The sequence below is a fragment of the Flavobacteriaceae bacterium genome (assembly GCA_003443635.1).
Lineage (GTDB): Bacteria > Bacteroidota > Bacteroidia > Flavobacteriales > Flavobacteriaceae > AU392.
Window position 1 is genome coordinate 3,277,032 of sequence record CP031964.1, and the last position, 17,327, is coordinate 3,294,358.

The 17,327-nt window shown below is 32.4% G+C and carries 12 protein-coding genes; 6 read left to right on the forward strand and 6 right to left on the reverse strand.

From position 1 onward, the window contains the following. Nucleotide 1: 1 nt before the first annotated feature. From D1817_15030 to D1817_15055, 6 genes are read left to right on the forward strand one after another with little or no spacing between them, the layout of a single operon-like run. On the forward strand, nucleotides 2-961 hold the full coding sequence (locus D1817_15030; GenBank protein ID AXT21130.1) for an ornithine cyclodeaminase family protein: 960 nt from the start codon (nucleotides 2-4) through the stop codon (nucleotides 959-961). Next, on the forward strand, nucleotides 954-2,018 hold the full coding sequence (locus tag D1817_15035) for a proline racemase (protein ID AXT21131.1): 1,065 nt from the start codon (nucleotides 954-956) through the stop codon (nucleotides 2,016-2,018). The genes D1817_15030 and D1817_15035 overlap by 8 nt, the downstream gene beginning before the upstream one ends. Beyond that, nucleotides 1,999-4,014 carry a trehalase gene (locus D1817_15040; protein AXT21132.1) on the forward strand — a complete coding sequence of 672 codons (2,016 nt, stop codon included), beginning with the start codon at nucleotides 1,999-2,001 and terminating at the stop codon, nucleotides 4,012-4,014. The genes D1817_15035 and D1817_15040 overlap by 20 nt, the downstream gene beginning before the upstream one ends. After that, nucleotides 4,014-7,049, forward strand: a complete 3,036-nt coding sequence (locus D1817_15045) for an aminotransferase class III-fold pyridoxal phosphate-dependent enzyme (protein ID AXT21133.1) — start codon at nucleotides 4,014-4,016, stop codon at nucleotides 7,047-7,049. Before D1817_15040 ends, D1817_15045 begins: the two co-directional genes overlap by 1 nt. Nucleotides 7,050-7,088: 39 nt before the next feature. Next, nucleotides 7,089-7,520 carry a nuclear transport factor 2 family protein gene (locus D1817_15050; GenBank protein ID AXT21134.1) on the forward strand — a complete coding sequence of 144 codons (432 nt, stop codon included), beginning with the start codon at nucleotides 7,089-7,091 and terminating at the stop codon, nucleotides 7,518-7,520. Nucleotides 7,521-7,545: 25 nt separating this feature from the next. Further along, nucleotides 7,546-8,022: a GNAT family N-acetyltransferase gene (locus D1817_15055; GenBank protein AXT21310.1), complete on the forward strand. Its 477-nt coding sequence runs from the start codon at nucleotides 7,546-7,548 to the stop codon at nucleotides 8,020-8,022. 2 nt (nucleotides 8,023-8,024) lie between these two features. Here D1817_15055 and D1817_15060 read toward each other — a convergent pair whose 3' ends face one another. The 6 genes from D1817_15060 to D1817_15085 are packed head-to-tail and all read right to left on the reverse strand — an operon-like array spanning nucleotide 8,025 to nucleotide 17,325. Continuing rightward, a complete protein-coding gene (locus D1817_15060; GenBank protein AXT21135.1) occupies nucleotides 8,025-9,248 on the reverse strand; it encodes an aminopeptidase P family protein in 1,224 nt (407 codons plus the stop codon). A gap of 21 nt (nucleotides 9,249-9,269) precedes the next feature. Next, a complete protein-coding gene (locus D1817_15065; GenBank protein AXT21136.1) occupies nucleotides 9,270-11,054 on the reverse strand; it encodes an aminopeptidase P family protein in 1,785 nt (594 codons plus the stop codon). A 6-nt stretch (nucleotides 11,055-11,060) separates the two neighbouring features. Beyond that, nucleotides 11,061-12,308: an FAD-dependent oxidoreductase gene (locus tag D1817_15070; protein AXT21137.1), complete on the reverse strand. Its 1,248-nt coding sequence runs from the start codon at nucleotides 12,306-12,308 to the stop codon at nucleotides 11,061-11,063. A 3-nt stretch (nucleotides 12,309-12,311) separates the two neighbouring features. Further along, on the reverse strand, nucleotides 12,312-14,540 hold the full coding sequence (locus tag D1817_15075) for a S9 family peptidase (protein ID AXT21311.1): 2,229 nt from the start codon (nucleotides 14,538-14,540) through the stop codon (nucleotides 12,312-12,314). Nucleotides 14,541-14,591: 51 nt separating this feature from the next. Then, on the reverse strand, nucleotides 14,592-15,602 hold the full coding sequence (locus D1817_15080; GenBank protein AXT21138.1) for a 4-hydroxyproline epimerase: 1,011 nt from the start codon (nucleotides 15,600-15,602) through the stop codon (nucleotides 14,592-14,594). Further along, nucleotides 15,595-17,325, reverse strand: a complete 1,731-nt coding sequence (locus tag D1817_15085; GenBank protein ID AXT21139.1) for a DUF885 domain-containing protein — start codon at nucleotides 17,323-17,325, stop codon at nucleotides 15,595-15,597. Before D1817_15085 ends, D1817_15080 begins: the two co-directional genes overlap by 8 nt. Nucleotides 17,326-17,327: the final 2 nt, after the last annotated feature.

Here is a 17,327-nt window from a genome sequence, read left to right on the forward strand (position 1 = left end):
AATGGATAATATCACTCAAATAGACAATCATTTTATAGAAAAAAACACTGATTTTTCAGAATTAATTTCTGCTTTAAAAGAAGGGTTTTCATCTAATGAAACTATTATTCCGATGCGGCATCATCATGATTTCCCTAATCCTGAAGTAAATTCGGATTCTACATTATTATTAATGCCTGCTTGGAACCCTAGTAAAGTATCTGGAGTAAAAATTGTAACTGTAAGTCCTGAGAATGGGCAATTTGATTTACCTTCTATACAAGGTACATATATTTATTTTGATGCAATTAAAGGCACTATAAAAGCTATATTAGAAGCTAAGAGCTTAACAGTTAAACGTACTGCTGCAGCATCAGCTTTAGCATCTTCATATCTTTCAAAAAAAGATTCTTCTTCACTTTTAATGATTGGGACTGGTGCACTTTCAATTAATTTAATAAAAGCACACTCAAGTGTACGTCCTATTAAACAGGTATACATTTGGGGAAGGAATTTTGAGAAAGCCACTTCACTATGTAATCAATTAAAAAATGAAGAGTTTAAGTGTTTTCCAATAAAAACTATTGCTGAGAGAATTGGTGAAGTAGATATCATCTCATCTGCTACATTATCTAAAACTCCTCTGGTTTTAGGGAATTATTTAAAGCCTGGTCAGCACATAGATTTAGTTGGTGCTTACAAAAAAGATATGAGAGAAGCAGATGATAATGTTATTATAAAATCTTCAATATTTGTAGACACTTATGAAGGTGGTTTAAAAGAAAGTGGAGATATTGTTATCCCATTGCAAAACAACATTTTAAAAAAAGAGGATATTAAAGCAGATTTGTTTGAGCTTTGCTCAAATACAAAAGAAGGACGATCTAATACTAAGGAAATTACTGTTTTTAAATCGGTAGGTTATGCTTTAGAGGATTTAGTAGCAGCGTCTTATTATTATAATAAATACACAAATGAATAAAACATACCAAAATATAAAGCGTCATATTAATTTTAAACCAAATAAAGATTGGTTACAAATTAAGACCATTGATATGCATACTGGAGGTGAACCTCTTCGTGTTATTGTTGATGGGTTTCCAGAATTAAAAGGGGGCTCTGTTTTAGAATACAGGCGTTATTGTAAAGATCATTTTGATTATTTACGAACAGCTCTTATGTTTGAACCTCGTGGACATGCAGATATGTATGGTTGTATTTTATTACCTCCAAATGATGATGAAGGCGATTTTGGAATCATCTTTTTACATAATGAAGGGTATTCAACTATGTGCGGGCATGCTATTATTGCTATTTCTACATTGGCTGTACAAATGAATTGGATTGATGTAAAAGAAGGTGATAATTGTATTAAAATAGACGCACCTTGTGGCAGAATAACTTCGTTTACTAATGTAAAAAATGGTCAGGTCACTGGAGTTCGTTTTCACTGTGTCCCAAGTTTTGTAGTTGAGTTAGATAGAGTTGTATATGTTAAAGGTTTAGGTGATGTTACTTACGACTTAGCTTATGGCGGTGCCTTTTATGCCTATGTAGATATGGCAAAACATAATTTTGATTTTGATTTAAGTCCAAACTCATATCGCTCACTAATAGCCAAAGGAATGGATATTAAACATGCAGTTATGGAAGCCGATAAAAATATTTTACATCCGTATGAAAATGATTTAAGCTTTCTTTATGGTACTATTTTTATTGATGAATCAGAACATCAGAATTTGGATAGTAGAAATGTATGCATCTTTGCAGAAGGAGAAGTAGATCGAAGTCCGACAGGTTCAGGAGTTTCCGGAAGGGTAGCCATACATAATGCCAGAAAAGAAATTGATTATGGAGATACCATGACTATCGAAAGCATTACTGGTTCTGTTTTTAAAGGATCTATAGTTAAAGAAGAAGATTACGGGCCTTATAAAGCTGTTATTCCTCAAGTAGAAGGAACAGCGCATATCACAGGAATGCAAACTTTTGTGATTGACCCCAATGATCCCATGAAAAATGGATTTATTTTACGATAAATACAATCAGATGAAAACATTTATTTACATTTTATTAATTGCTTTATTATTCGGATGTAAGCAAGATGTACATCAAAACGCTTCAGTTGATTATTTACCTTATAGCAAAAATATTCTTGATTATAGGCTTACACCAAAAGATTCATTAGATAAATCCGGATTAATATTTTCTGATCAAGGCGCATGGTTTGCCTACAGTTTACAAGAAGAAAATCACGAATCTATCGGATTTAAAGGTCCTTTTTTAATGACCCAACAAAAAGGAATTTGGCTGTGTTCTTCTTTTACAGATCTTACGATAAAGCAAGATGAAAGCTTTGTGAATTTAAAAAAAGAAGAAAGTAATAGTTATTCCAGTCATTTAGAACAAAGTTTTAGTAATAGTAATCTTGTCATTTCACAAAAATTAGTCTACAGAAATGGACATACTGCATTATTAAAAACCAAAGTAAAAAATACAAGCAACCAAGAACTTAATTTACAATTACAATGGGGCCATTCTCCTATTTTAATTAAAGGAATTTCATTGGCTTATAACGAAAATCTATTAGAAATTCATTCTGAAAAAACACCAGCTATAGGGCATTTAAAATTCCCTGAAGAAGCCCAGATTAAATTGATTGACAGCTTACAATATACTGCGCAACATGACCTAACTTTAAAGCCTGATCAACATAAAGAATTTATTATTTCTCAGAGCTTTATATTTCCTGAATACTCGTGGGAAGATGAAAAAAAGCACTTAGAAAATTTAGATTTTGAATCTACTTTAAAAGCTCGTCAATCTGAAAAAAACAGACAATTAGAAGCTTTAATTGAAAATTTAAAGCCACAATTTCAAGATAGCATATATGCTGAAGTTTTAGCCAAAGCACATCTAACATTACAAAATAATTGGCGTATTCCCGCCGGAGAAATTAAACATGAAGGATTATTCCCCAGTTACCATTACAAATGGTTTAATGGGTTTTGGTCTTGGGATTCATGGAAACATGCCGTAGGTTTATCTTTCTATGATACTGATCTCGCCAAAAAACAGATGAAGTTAATGTTTGAGTTTCAAGATGAAGATGGTTTTGTAACTGATGTAGTATATCGAGAAGGAGGGCACAATTACAGAGATACAAAACCTCCATTATCAGGGTGGGCTGTAGCAAAAATATTTGAGAAAGATCAGGATACAAGTTTTATAACATATATGTACCCTAAACTAAAGAAATACCATTATTGGTGGTATCAAAAACGAGATCATGATCAAGACGGATTATGCGAATATGGATCGACAGATGGAAGTTTAATTGCCGCTAAATGGGAAAGCGGTATGGATAACGCCATTCGTTTCGATAATTCTAAAATCGTTAAAAATGTAGAAGGTGCTTATTCTTTAGATCAGGAAAGTGTTGATTTAAATGCTTATTTATATGCTGAAAAACTATATTTGGCTATGATTGCCAAAGCCTTAGGGGAAAAGCAAGATGAGATACAATATAAAGAAGAAGCTGAAGATTTAAAGATTAAAATTCAACAGCAATTCTTTGATACTGAAGATGGCTGGTTTTATGATACAAATCTTGAAGGAGATACATTTATAAAAGGTGAAGGCAGTGAAGGTTGGACAGCACTTTGGGCAAAAGCAGCATCGCAAGAACAAGCTGCATCTGTAAAGAATTTAATGATGGATTCTAAAAAGTTTTTCACAACAGTACCTTTCCAAACCATGAGCGCTGATCATTCAAAGTTTAATCCTTTAAGAGGATATTGGAGAGGTCCCAATTGGTTAGATCAGGCATATTTTGGCGTAAAAAGTTTACGTAACTATGGTTTTAATAGTGATGCCGATAAGGCTACTATTCAAATCTTAAAGGGAGCAGAAGGTATTTTAGATAAAGGCAAAGCTATAAGAGAGAATTATCATCCGCTTACCGGACAGGGATTAAATGCTAAGAATTTTAGTTGGAGTGCAGCGCATATTATTATGTTGTTAATGAATGATTAATGAGTTATGATAATTTAAAAATAACAATAGATCAAGCTGAAACCATTGTTTCAACAGTTTTTAATATTCATGGAAAAGCTTCTATACTTCCTGGCGAATTAGATTTTAACTTTAAAATTAAAACAGAATCTGAATCAGCTTATATATTAAAAATTTCTCGTTCTGCAGAGAATGAAAACTATCTTGATTTTCAGCAACAATTATTGCATTGGGTTCATAAAAACAGTAAAGACATTGTTGCTCCTAAAGTTATAAATAACAGTAACGGAAATTCTATTTCTGAAATCATTGATGATTATGGGAATCGTCGAGAAGTCAGATTATTGTCCTGGATACCTGGCCGGCTTTGGAGTCAAGTTAATCCTCAATCAAATGATTTGCGTTTTAGTTTAGGAGAACAGTGTGGTACATTAACTAAAATATTGCAAGGTTTTGATCATGCAGAAGCTCACCAGAACTTTTCATGGGATATAGCACAATCGTTATGGACTAAAGAATATCTTAATCTATTTGATAATGAACAACAATCATTATTATCTTATTTTCAGAATGCATTCACATCTATTCTTCCTGAATATTCCGAGCTTAGAAAAAGTATCGTCCATAATGATGCTAACGATAATAATATTATTGTTTCTGATTCTTTAATACAACCTAAGGTAAAAGCAATTATTGATTATGGAGATGCTATTTATACGCAAATTATAAACGATGTTGCTATTACTTGTGCTTATGCTATTATGCTTATGCATTACAATGATCCTTTAGAAGCAGCATTACCTATTTTAAAAGGTTACCATTCTAAATTTCCATTAGAAAGTGACGAGCTTAAAGTATTATATTTTACTATAGCAATGCGATTAGTAATTTCGGTAACTAAATCTGCTATAAACAGACAAAAAGAACCCGATAATAAATACTTATATATTAGTGAGAAAGCTGCTTGGGAGCTATTAAAAAAATGGCACCATATTGATGAAGAATACGCTTATTATAGTTTTAGAAATGCTTGTGGATTTCTAGCTCACCCAAATGAGCACAATTTCAAAACCTGGTCAGAAAAAAATCATTTAAAATTCTCAACAATATTCCCTTCAATTAAAAAAGAGAGGATTATTTCTTTAGATTTAAGTGTATCCAGCAAATGGGTGGGTTTACAGGAAGAATTTAATGATCTTGATTTTTTTCAATATAAAATAAACAAACTCCAAGCTGAACAATCCGATAGAATCATAGCCGGAGGTTACTTAGAGCCTCGTACTTTATACACATCAAATGCTTATGATAAAATAGGGAATTATGGTCGCGAAAAAAGAGCAATTCATTTGGGGGTTGATTTTTGGCTTCCGGCACAGACTCCTGTACATGCCCTGTTAGACGGAGAGATTGTAACTTCATTCAACGATGCCGGCAACAAAACTTATGGAGGCCTTATCATCTTAAAACACAGTATAGTTGATTTTGAGTTTTTTACACTTTATGGGCATCTTTCAATTGCCAGTATTCATTTAAAAAATGTTGGTGATATTATAAAAAAAGGAGAATGTATTGGGTATTTGGGTGATAGCTCGGAAAATGGAGATTGGGCGCCTCATCTTCATTTTCAAGTAATGCTGTCAAAATTAAATTATAAAAATGATTTTCCAGGTGTTGCCTATAACAACCAAATAAATGTTTGGAAAAGCTTATGTCCAGACCCAAATTTGCTCTTCAAAGCACCAGAGCTCAAAACTAAAAATGTTGAAACAAATGATTCTTTAATTTCATATAGAAAACAACATTTGGGAAAAAGCTTATCTATAAGTTATAAGACACCTTTAAACATTGTTCGAGGTGCAAATCAATATATAATTGATGCTTATGGGCGTCACTTTTTAGATACTGTAAACAATGTAGCACATGTAGGTCATGAACATCCATCAATAGTAAAAGCTGGTCAAAAACAAATGGCCTTACTTAATACCAATTCGCGTTATTTACATAATGCTATTAACGAATTGTCTAAAACATTAATTGATACGCTTCCTCCGGAATTAAATGTTATTCATTTTGTAAATTCTGGTAGTGAAGCTAACGAATTAGCAATTAGAATGGCTAAAGCTGTTACTGGTCAGCAAGATATTATTGCTTCTCAACACGGATATCACGGAAATACAAATATGTGTATAGATATTAGTTCTTATAAATTTGATAGAGAAGGTGGTAAAGGCAAGCCCGAATATACACATATAATTCCGATACCTGATACTTATAGAGGAAAATATAAAGGTGATTTAGCAGCAGAACACTATGCCAAAGAAGTCCAGACACTTATTGAAAACATTCAAAATAACAATAGAAATGTTTGTGCTTTTATCATAGAACCTATTATTAGTTGTGGTGGTCAGATAGAATTACCCAAAGGGTTTTTAACTAAAGCTTATAGTTATATCAAACAGGCAAACGGAGTATGCATTTCAGATGAAATTCAAACAGGTTGTGGACGTATGGGAAGTACTTTCTGGGGATTCCAATTACACAATGTTCTTCCGGATATCGTTACTATTGGAAAACCTCTTGGTAATGGGCACCCTATAGCAGCCGTAGCCTGTACTCAAAAAGTTGCTAATGCATTTGCTAACGGCATGGAATATTTTAATACGTTTGGTGGTAATCCTGTGTCTTGTGTTATTGGTAATGAAGTTCTTAATGTAGTAAAGCAAGAACAGCTTCAACACAATGCTTTAGAAGTAGGTTTATTTTTAAAAAATGAATTAGAGCTATTAGCTAAAGATTTTAAAATTATAGGAGATGTTCGAGGGAAAGGGTTATTTTTAGGTTTCGAATTGATAAGTGAGGATATAAAGCCTCTACCGCATCAAGCAGAATATCTGATAAACAGAATGAAAGATTATGGAATCTTAATGAGTACTGATGGTCCCGATCATAATGTTATAAAAATAAAACCTCCTTTGACATTTACTAAAGATAATGCTAAAGATGTTATTCATTACTTAAAGATAGTTTTTAAGGAAGATATGATGTCTAACTATTAATTTTTACTTTATATTTATTAACTATAAAATCATAAAGCTATGAAATCACTAGTATTCTTATTTTGTTTATTTATTTCTATCTCTAGTTTTAGTCAATCTACAGAGCAACAGGATAAAGATAAAATTATTTCTATAATGAAGGCTCAAGAAAAAGCATGGTCAAACCATAATATTGAAGGTTTTATGAAAGGGTATTGGAAATCTGATTCTCTTAAATTTTATGGTAGCAGTGGCCTTACTTATGGGTGGAATAAAACATTATCAAATTATAAAAAAAGATATCCAACTAAAGATCATACAGGGGCATTAAATTTTAAAATTAATGATCTTTCTAAAATTAACAATGATGTCTATTTTGTAATGGGAGAGTATCATCTTACTCGAAAGGTTGGCGATGCGAATGGTATTTTTATGATTATTTTTAAAAAGATTAACGGTGAATGGAAAATTATTGCCGATACTTCAAGCTAAATCCATAATTAATATTTTAGATACAATGATTCCTATCGTTAGAAAAGCGACATTAAAAGATTTACCAATTCTATTAGAGTTTGAACAAAGTTTAATTGAGGCAGAGCGACCAATGGACTCTAATATTAAAGAAAATCCTATAAGTTATTACGATATTTCGTTATTTATAAAAAATGATGATGCCGATGTATTTGTTGTAGAACTCAATAACGAAATTGTAGCTTCAGGTTACGCAAAAATTAAAGAAGACAGGCATTATTTCAAGCACGATAAAATAGGATATTTAGGGTTTATGTTTGTCCCGGAACAACATCGCGGAAATGGCTATAATAAATTAATTATGGATGCATTATTAAAGTGGTGTAAATCGAGAGAAATCTATGAAGTTCGTCTCGATGTTTATGATAACAATCCTTCAGCAATCAAAGCTTATGAAAAAGTGGGTATGAAAAAATACCTCATCAATATGAGTTTAAATATTAAAGGTCTAGATTTAAAATAAAATCAATCTTTTGAAATTCCAAATGGATCCTCAATAGTATAAGCTGGTTCAGTAAACCATTTAGGCCCATTTTCAGTCATATAAATGTGATCTTCTAATCGAATACCAAATTTATCAGGCACGCATATCATCGGTTCATTACTAAAACACATTCCGGGAGTTAAAATTGTATTATCATTTCTAACAATATAAGGCCATTCATGAATATTTAGACCAATTCCGTGCCCTGTACGATGAGGCAATCCCGGTAATTTATAATCAGGACCTAATCCATTTGCTTCTAAAACTTTTCGAGATGCAACATCAATAGAAGCACATGTGCTTCCTAACTGAGCTGCATTAAAAGCTGCTTGCTGTGTTTCTTTTTCTAAATCCCATATATTTCTTTGTTCTTCATTAATCTCCCCATAAACATAAGTACGAGTAATGTCCGAAATATAATCATGGAGCACACAACCTGTATCTACTAAAACAATTTCATTTTCTTCTAAATTTTTAGGGGTTTTCACACCATGAGGAAATGAAGAATCTACTCCAAACAGTACAATACAAAAATATGACCCGGAAGGAATTCCGTATTTAATATGCGCTTGGTGAATAAAGTCGACAACTTCTTTTGAGCTAATACCTACTCTCATTATTCTTGCTGCTGCTTTCTGAACTTCCATTGTAATATCCATTGCAGCTTGCATAATAGCAATTTCTGCATCAGATTTTATCATTCTACAACCAGCTGTGATGTCTTTAGCATTAATTAACTGATAAGCAGATGCATATTGACTAATTCCGTCAGTGATAAAAAAAGGTGTGGATTCATCAATACCAATGGTTCCTGAATTTATATTTTTTTCTTCTAATAACGTAACAAATAACTCATAAGGGCTCTGATGTTCTTCCCAGCAATGCACCTCGCCTTTAACACCCATAAAATCTAAAATAGTCCCTTCTTCAAATTGTGGTGCTATATAATCTACTTCTTTATTTGGCAATACTAAAGCACCTACCATACGTTCACTACCATTCCATTTAGTACCTGTAAAATAGAATAAATTTGTTCCTGCATGAAGATACATAGCAGCAATATTTTGCGCTTTCATTAATGTAGAAGCTTTTTCAATTCGTTGTTGAAATTCTTCTTTTTGAATAGGTTTTACTAAATGTGCAACTGGTTTAATTTTTTCTAACTCTTGTTCTATACTAGAACCTCCTATTCCTAATGTATCCATTCTTTATTCTTATTATTTATTTTATAATTTTTCACACATTACTTTCAACCAATCTTTTTCTTCATTATCTAACAATGGAGATAATTGATTGTATACCATTTTATGATAAGAGTTAAACCAATTTTTTTCAGAATCTGATAATAACGATTTATTAATTAATTGCCTATCTATTGGGAATAAAGTAATTGGACTATAACCTATAAATTCGCCAAATTCTGTTTGTTGTTTTACTGATGAAACCACTACATTTTCAATACGAATACCAAATGCATCCTTTTTATAACAACCAGGTTCTATTGTTGTTAATTGATTTGGTAAATGCTCTGTATTCCCCCTATGTGTTGTCATACTTGATGCAAAGCCTTGAGCTGGTTCATGTACCATTCCAAAACTTCCTATGCCATGCCCTGTACCATGAGGGTAATTTAACCCTTGTTTCCATAAGTGCAATCGTGCAAAAGCATCGATTTGCATGCCTACGGTTCCTTTAGGGAATTGTAATTGCTCCAATTCTATATACCCTTTTAAAACCAAAGTGTATGCTGTTTTTAAATGTTCAGATGGAATGCCTCCCAACCATACCGTACGTGTAATATCTGTAGTTCCATCTTTATATTGTGCTCCACTATCAATTAACAATATGCCTTCATTCTTAACCATAGCAGAACCTTTTTCAGGTGCCGTATAATGTATAATTGCTCCATTACCCTTATAACCTACAATAGCTGCAAAAGATTCTTCTGTATAATGATCTTGTTGCTTTCTAAAATCTTCCAGTTTTCTGCCAATTTCATATTCTGAAATCGTTCTCTTTTCAAGTTCTTTTTCTAACCAAATAAAAAACTTAGTAAGCGCTACACCATCTTTTACCATACAATGTTTCGCTCCATCAATTTCTGTATCGTTTTTAATCGCTTTAAGTTCTTTTACAATCGAATTTTGAAATACAAATTCACTTTGAACATTAGAATAAACAGCATAATTTAAAGAAGAAGCATCTGTAATAATCTTTTTATTTTCTTCTATCTTTTCTAATTCAGAAATTGCTATGCTATAGTCAACTATTTCAATATTAAGTTTTAAAAACGTATCAATCGCAATAGAAGAAAATCTATTTCTATCACAAAATAACCTTGTATGTGTTTTTCCTACTAAAGCATAAGCAGTTACCAGAGGTGTAAAATCTATATCTTGAGAACGAATGTTAAATAGCCATGCAATTTCGTCTAAGCTTGAAAATAAATAATAATCTGCTCTCGAGTTTAAAATTTCGTTTTGAACTTTTTTTACTTTAGAAATCGTTGTTTCTCCACTAAATTCTAATGGATGAATGTCAACTAAAAAATTAGGTAGATTAGGTCTATTGGCCCAAATTTCGCTAGCCAAAGCTGTTGTATTTTCAAGTTGGATATGTTTAGATTTAGCAATATTCTTAATATAATCTATTTGAGCTTTAGAAAATTGCAAAAAATCCACTCCTATAACAGCTTTTTCTTTTAGATTGTCGCATAGCCATTGTACATGCTCAGGAGCATGAGGAATTGATTGTTTATGTAAGTTTATATTATAATCTTTACACTCATCTTCAAATTGTAAAAAATAACGTGAATCTGTCCATAGCGCCGCTTCATCATGTGTTAAAACAAATATTCCTGCAGACCCTGTAAATCCAGAAAAGTATTCTCTTACTTTCCAATGCTCAGCGACGTATTCTGATTGATGAGGGTCTGTGGATGGAATGATAATAGCATCTAAATTATATTTAGACATACTCTCGCGAAGGTTATCTAGCCTTTTATTAATCATTTGTAATTAAAATTTTCTGTTTGGATGGAATGGATTTAAATCTAATGACGGTTTTTTATTAGAAATAATTTCTGAAACTAATTTTCCTGTTGAGGGTCCTAAACTCCATCCCATCATTGCATGACCAGAAGCTATTGTTAAATTTTTATATGTATCTGTTCTACCTATGTATGGCAAACCATCTGGAGAACATGGTCTTAATCCACAATCTGCCATATCAATTTCAGATTGCTCAATTATTAATCCTTTATAATAAGCTTCAGAAGCTTTTGCAATGGCACGAACTCTATTTATATTAATATTGTGGTTAATACCTCCTATTTCCATAGTCCCTGCAAATCGTGTAAAACCATTCATAGGGGTTACAGCAACCTTTGCTTCAATTAATATCGCTGGTGTTTGGATCCCTGTATGTCTTTCGACATTAATACGATAACCTTTTCCAGCTTGAATAGGGATTTTTAAATCTAACTTTTTAGCAAGCAAAGAGCTCCAAGAACCAGCTGCTAACACAACCTCATCTGCAGTTAACGTTCTTTCAGAAGTTTTAATCTCAGTAATTTCATCTCCTGTTGTTTTAATATCTTTCACTTCTTCATTTGTAAAAAACGTAACGCCTTGAGATTTTAAAAATGTATACATTTTATCCATAAACTCATGAGGGGTCATGTGAGCATCTGAATCGTAATAAATAGCACCTTTGATATTTAAATCAATATTGGGTTCGTATTTCTTGACCTCTCTTTTGGTTAAGTGCTTTACATTTAATCCTTCAGAGATTCCGCGTTGTCCAACCTCCCATTCTTCTCCTCCAGCTTCTTCTGTTTGATAATACATTAATAATCCTTTACGATCAAAGTGAAAATCAAATTCATCTGATGCCTTTAATGATTCATATAAATCTCTACCTAAAAGATTAATATCTTTTATCACAGGAATTGCTTTTTCTACTTTATGTTTTTTAGCAGATTTTTTAAAAGCCCAAGACCATTGTAAAAAATCTTTATTTAAACGAGGTTTTACATAAAAAGGACTGGACGAATCGAACATCCACTTTATGCCTTTTGTAATCATTCCTGGAGCTGCTAAAGGAACAAAATGGCTAGGCGTAATGTATCCTGCGTTAACAAAAGATGCGCCCTTAGTAATATCAGATTTATCAATAACAATAACTTCGTGTCCTTCTTTTTGAAGGTAATATGCAGAACATAATCCTATAATTCCACCACCTATTATAACTGTTTTTTTATTCACAAATTATTCCCATTTAAAATCCCAAATAGGAGTATTGCCTCCTAAATGTTCTACAAAGTAATTCCATCGCTTTTTTGTAAAGTAACTTCTATGTTTTCCTTGATAGCCATGCCTTTGGCTAGGGAGAATCAATAAGTCAAATTCTTTATCTGCATTTACCAATGCTTCGGCTAATTTAAAAGTTGCTGATGGATTTACATTATCGTCTATGCCTCCATGAACTAATAATAATTTCCCTTTTAAATGATTAGCCTTTGTTATGCTCGATACTTCTTGATAAGACTCATCAACTGGCCAACCCATGTACATTTCTGGCCACCACGCTTTTTCCATTCTAAAATCGTGATCTGCCGAACTTGCCACCCCTACCTTATAAAAATCCGGGAAATTAAGCAGAGCTTGCCCTGTATCAAATCCTCCAGCAGAATGTCCAAAAATACCAACTCGATCTGTATCTATCCAACTGTATTTATTTCCTAAATGCTTTATTGCTAAAATATGATCTTGCAGGTTGTTTCCCATATTTTTATACGAATGGTCATGAAACTCTTTTGAACGTCCCGAAGTTCCCAAACCATCCGCCATCATTACTATAAATCCTAATTCAGCTAATGATTGATTAAAAAAACCTCTGTCAAACGATTTAGGAAACATTTGAGTATGTGGTCCCGTATAAGTATGATCTATAATTGGATATGATTTTGTTGGGTCAAAATTTGTAGGCTTCCAAATTGCACCATATATGGTCGTTTTTCCATCTTTGGCAGTAAGTTCAAATACTTCTGGAGCCTTCCAGCCTTTTGAAATAGCTTCAGATACATCTGCAGTAGTTAATTCTGCTATAATTTTACCTGATTTTGATTCTCTTAAAACTGTTTGTGTTGGAATATTAATTGTAGAATAATTGTCTACAAAATAACGCCCATCTTCGGAAAAATCAACATTATGGTGTGTATTTTCTGGAGTTAATAATGTTAATTCTCCTTTTAAATTTACCTTATATACTTGTTGGTGATATGGATTATTTCCTACTTCTTTTCCTGATGCTAAAAAATAAATAGTTTCATTCTTTTCATCAATATATTCAATACTATTTATATAAAAATCACCATTGGTTACAGGAGTCGTTACTTTAGTTTTTGTATTTACAACATACATCTGTCTCCAACCACTTCTTTCTGACAAGAATAAAATTTTATCTGTACCTCCAATCTGTCTAAATTCAAAATTATCAATATTTGTATTACTGGTTTCTAAAATTAATGGCGTTTTAGTATTCGTGTTAAGATTCACTTCTAAAACATGTTCTTTTTGAAATCCTCTTTCTGCATAATTTGCAATTACTATTCCCGGTTTTTCAGTTGACTGTATCGTTACTGCATTAATATGAGTGTTCTTGGGAAGGTTAGCTTTTACTTCTTTTTTAGTATCTACATTAAAAAATACAGGTTGGGTATGCACCATGTTTTTATCTCCTGGTGAACCTCGATAATACGATAGTAATTTTGGCTTGTATAATGAATCTATACTCCAATCTAATAAGTACATTTTTTCTGCATTTTGCAGGTCTACAACACTAGTAGATATCCATTTAGAATCTTCTGACCAGTTTGCAAAAAAATGCTTTGGACGCTCTCCGTTTTCACCTTCCATTTTATCATACCATCCATACCATGATGCATATTCATAACCTCTTTTACCATCAAAAGTTAATTGATGTTCTTCTTCATTTTCTGTAGATTTTATATACAAGTTGTATGCTTTCACATAAGCTATCCATTTTCCGTCAGGTGATTTACTTTCAAAAAGATTTTGAGCTTCTCTCTCATTCTCTTCTTTAAGTTTAATAGTATACGTTTTTAAATTTAACGTATAATTTTTTCTATTACTTCTAAACGTAATTGTATTCTTTTCTGCTTTTTCAATATTAGAAAGAGATAGATCATTTGCTTTAATTTGAGTATTAGAAATTTTACTTAAAGCATCTGCAAGTTTTTGATGATCAAATAACAACTGTACTTTTCTATTTTTAAAAGCAACTGTTTTATAGGTCTTAGTTTCCTTTGTATAATCAATAAACCAAATCCCTGAATTGTCATCAAACCAATTTACATTGGTGTTTAAATTAAAAGCTGTTTTATTATTGTAATTATTAAACATAAAACTCACAGCTCTTTTATAATCTTCTTGTGTTAAATTTTGTGCTTTAATGGAAATTATCCCTAAACACATTATAACTATTAAGCTATAGATTTTCTTCATTTGTTCTTTCATTTCATGTTATTAAATTACCTGAAAACCATGAGCATACGGATCATCTTCATCATCAATTATGATATTATTATAACCGTATATTTTAGCCCATCCTTTTATGCTTGGAATAACAGCAACTTTACCATCCAAAGTTGTTACTTCTTCCACACATCCAATAAATTTACTCCCTATAAAACTTTCATGAATATAATCTTCCTTTTCTTTAAGCTTTCCTTTCGCATATAATTGTGCTAATCGTGCTGAAGTTCCTGTTCCACAAGGGGAGCGGTCAATAGCTTTATCGCCGTAAAACACAGCATTTCTTCCTGAAGATGTTGGATCTATAGGATCTCCACTCCATAGCATATGAGACACATCTCGTATCGTTTCATTTTCCGGATGAATAAACATATCTGGGTATTTTTGGTTAATTCTATCTCTAACTACCTGAGAATATTGCACAATTTTACTTGCGGTGAAATCATGCATTCCCGAAAAATTTTCTTGCGGATCTACAATCGCATAATAATTGCCTCCGTAAGCAACATCAAATGTTATCTCTCCTAACTCAGGGCAGTCTACTGTCAACCCTTCGGCAGCTAAATAACTTTTCACATTGGTCAATTTTACCCAATCTACTTTTTTCCCGGTTTGTTGATATTCAATCTGAACCAATCCTGCCGGAGCTTCCATTCTAATTTTCCCGGGAGTCTTAGGTGTTATCAAACCTTCTTCTATGGCAATGGTAATAGTACCTATAGTACCATGTCCACACATGGGTAAACATCCTGAAGTTTCTATAAATAGTATTGCAAAATCATTTTCAGGGTCATGTGGTTCATATAAAATAGAACCACTCATCATATCATGACCCCGAGGTTCAAACATTAAGCCTTTACGAATCCAATCGTATTCTTTTAAAAAATGTTGGCGCTTTTCACTCATATCAGCACCTTTTAAATTTGGTCCGCCACCGGCAACAACTCTTACCGGATTACCGCAAGTATGTGCATCAACACAAAAAAATGTTTTTCTACTCATTCTTCTTTTTCTCTATATATGCATTCATTCTATTTTCGAGAATTGAAAGCGTTACTGTACCTTGTCCTAAAATAACTTCATGAAATTCACGAATATCAAATTTTGATCCTAGTTCTTTTTTTGCTTTTTTTCTTAACTCTCTAATTTTGAGCTCGCCTATTTTATATGACAATGCCTGGCCTGGCCATGAGATATATCGATCAGTCTCTGTATTAACTTCATGGATAGATAATGCCGTATTCGATGACATAAAATCTACCACCTGTTCTCTTGTCCATCCTTTTGCATGAATTCCTGTATCCACCACCAGGCGACATGCTCTCCACATTTCATAAGTAAATTTTCCAAAATGCTCATATGGTGTTGTATACATCCCCATTTCTTCAGCTAAGAATTCTGTATATAACCCCCATCCTTCTCCATAAGCTGAGAGGTATAAGTTTTTTCTGAAATCAGGAATGCTATCTCCAAGTTCATTATTCAAACTACCTTGCAAATGGTGTCCTGGAACAGCTTCATGTACCGTTAATGACGGTAATGTATATAATGTTCTACTGGGTAGATCATAAGTATTCACCCAATAATAGCCAGGATCTGTACTGTTTTTTGAAGTTCCTATATAGCGTCCTCCCGTATATTTTGGAGCTATTGCATCAGGTACCGGAGCGACTCCATAAGGTTTACGAGGCAATGTTTTAAAAAATCGAGGCAATTGTTCATCTGCTCGTTTTGCCATATCTCTGGCAATCATCAATAACTCTTTCGGAGTTTCTGCATAAAATTGCTTATCGGTACGCAAGAATTTTAAAAAATCTGAAAAATCACCTTTAAAATTCAGTCTTTTAATGATCTTTTCCATTTCAGCTTTGATACGCGCTACTTCACGCAAACCTATATTATGGATATCATCAGCAGTATATTGAGTGCTTGTTGTATAAAAATTAATACGGTCTTGATAAAAAGCTTCTCCATTTGGCATATCTGAAGCTCCCAAAGTGGTTCTTGTATTGGGAAAGTATTCTGTTTCAAAAAACTCCTTTATACGTTTAAATTGTGGAGTAACATTCTCTTCAATTGCTTTTTTTGCTACTGTAAGCACAGAATCTTTTTGAGTTTCTGTTAAATTTTCGGGTAAGCTTTTAAATGGAGAATAATAAAAACTATCTTCGTAATTCTCTACAATATGGTCATCATATGTCGATTCATAACCTTTAAAAATCACTCTAGGCTGTGATACTCCTTTTTCCAGGCCTTCTCTTAAGATTACAAAATGCTGATCTACAAACTCCGGTATTGCATTTAGCTTATTAAGATAATCTACAACTTGTGTATAATTATTTAAAGGTCGTACCTGGTAAGTTAAATTACTATGAAATCCGGCATCAGAAAGTATTGGGTTTAGATATCTTTCTAACTCATAAAAACTTATTTCATCTTTTAAAACAAATTCTAATAGTTCTAAAGAGATTTTATCGATTTCATTTAAATTATCTCCATTAATTTTTGATAGTTCTTCAAGTTTAGATTTTGAATATTCTGCTTCGGCTTGATAATAGGTTTTGGTAAAAAGACCTAAAGGGTATTTCGTCTCATCATATCCTTTATGATTTTGATAATCTTCAATTATAGTTTTTAATAATTGTGATGAATCGTTTATTTCCTTCTGTGAACATCCAAAGGTTAGAATTACTAAAAAAACAAAAATAGATTTTATACAATTCATCA

What these genes read in the sequence shown, in the direction of transcription:
- D1817_15030 (AXT21130.1), top strand. Translation starts at nt 2, where the DNA reads ATGGATAATATCACTCAAATAGACAATCATTTTATAGAAAAAAACACT.
- D1817_15035 (AXT21131.1), top strand. Translation starts at nt 954, where the DNA reads ATGAATAAAACATACCAAAATATAAAGCGTCATATTAATTTTAAACCA.
- D1817_15040 (AXT21132.1), top strand. Translation starts at nt 1,999, where the DNA reads ATGGATTTATTTTACGATAAATACAATCAGATGAAAACATTTATTTAC.
- D1817_15045 (AXT21133.1), top strand. Translation starts at nt 4,014, where the DNA reads ATGAGTTATGATAATTTAAAAATAACAATAGATCAAGCTGAAACCATT.
- D1817_15050 (AXT21134.1), top strand. Translation starts at nt 7,089, where the DNA reads ATGAAATCACTAGTATTCTTATTTTGTTTATTTATTTCTATCTCTAGT.
- D1817_15055 (AXT21310.1), top strand. Translation starts at nt 7,546, where the DNA reads ATGATTCCTATCGTTAGAAAAGCGACATTAAAAGATTTACCAATTCTA.
- D1817_15060 (AXT21135.1), bottom strand. Translation starts at nt 9,248, where the DNA reads ATGGATACATTAGGAATAGGAGGTTCTAGTATAGAACAAGAGTTAGAA.
- D1817_15065 (AXT21136.1), bottom strand. Translation starts at nt 11,054, where the DNA reads ATGATTAATAAAAGGCTAGATAACCTTCGCGAGAGTATGTCTAAATAT.
- D1817_15075 (AXT21311.1), bottom strand. Translation starts at nt 14,540, where the DNA reads ATGTGTTTAGGGATAATTTCCATTAAAGCACAAAATTTAACACAAGAA.
- D1817_15080 (AXT21138.1), bottom strand. Translation starts at nt 15,602, where the DNA reads ATGAGTAGAAAAACATTTTTTTGTGTTGATGCACATACTTGCGGTAAT.
- D1817_15085 (AXT21139.1), bottom strand. Translation starts at nt 17,325, where the DNA reads ATGAATTGTATAAAATCTATTTTTGTTTTTTTAGTAATTCTAACCTTT.